Annotated in this window: 2 protein-coding genes; both read left to right on the forward strand. The window is 55.4% G+C overall.

What is annotated here, in order from left to right:
• Positions 1 to 367, forward strand: a 367-nt coding sequence (locus HT737_RS28960) for a nucleotidyltransferase domain-containing protein (RefSeq protein ID WP_182404541.1), incomplete at its 5' end; no start/stop codon positions are given.
• Entirely contained in the window at positions 354 to 782 is a 429-nt protein-coding gene (locus HT737_RS28965; protein ID WP_095668167.1) for a hypothetical protein, read from the forward strand. The genes HT737_RS28960 and HT737_RS28965, both read left to right, overlap by 14 nt.
• The last annotated feature ends 113 nt before the right edge of the window (positions 783 to 895 follow it).

Consider the following 895-nt stretch of genomic DNA (forward strand, 5'->3'; position numbering starts at 1 on the left):
AGAACTGCTGGGGATCGTGCGCAAAACTTTTGGTATTGCAGAGCAGTTACGTGCGGCCTTGGCTCCAGTGAGCGATCAATTGGTGTGGGCATTTATCTACGGCTCCGTCGCCAAGGGCAACGAGCATGGCGGCAGTGACATCGACCTGATGCTGATAGGCGAACACCTCAGTTACAGCGACTTGATGGAAAGGCTACTTCCCGTAGAGGAATACCTTGGCCGCACCATCAACCCTACGCTCTATACACTGGTCGACTGGCGAGCCAGAAAAGCGGCTGACAACAGCTTTGTTGTGCGAGTTGAACAACAAGACAAAATTGATTTGATTGGCCGTAACCCAGCGGAGATCACCAATGGGCAGCAGTGACAGTCTGGAAAACCTGGTGCGCAGCGGCGGCCTCAAAGCCGAGCCACCAGATCGCAAGGAATGTGAAGGCCTGATGCGATCAGCCACAGACCGTTTGAAGGATGCTCACAGTTGCGCACTGTCCTTTGCCAGTCGCTTCGACCTCGCCTACAACGCCGCACATGCCTTGGCACTGACTGCCATGCGCCTCAAAGGTTTTCGCTCCGACCGTCGCTATCTGGTGTTTCAGTGCCTTGTGCACACTCTCGGGCTGAACAAGGTCCAGGTTCGCCTGTTTGCACTTTGTCACGAGCGGCGCAATCTGGCCGAGTACGAAGGGTATATGGATGTGGACGAAACGCTTTTGGCGGAGCTGTTGGCAACAACTGATGCACTGTTACCTTTGGTGCAAAACGCGTTGCGCGCAGGCAAATAGTGCGCTGGCCCGTCCAGCAGTGAACAGCATTAGTCCCTCTCTCGGTTACAAGCGCCCAGTCAATCGAGCCTGTAACATGCTGGATCATTGACCCGCACCTTTGGAGCCGCCCC

The sequence above is a fragment of the Pseudomonas sp. MD195_PC81_125 genome (assembly GCF_014060985.1).
Taxonomy (GTDB): Bacteria; Pseudomonadota; Gammaproteobacteria; order Pseudomonadales; family Pseudomonadaceae; genus Aquipseudomonas; species Aquipseudomonas parakoreensis.

Bases quoted from the DNA above. Each gene is read 5' to 3' on its own strand.
- HT737_RS28965 (WP_095668167.1), top strand. From the start codon at position 354: ATGGGCAGCAGTGACAGTCTGGAAAACCTGGTGCGCAGCGGCGGCCTC.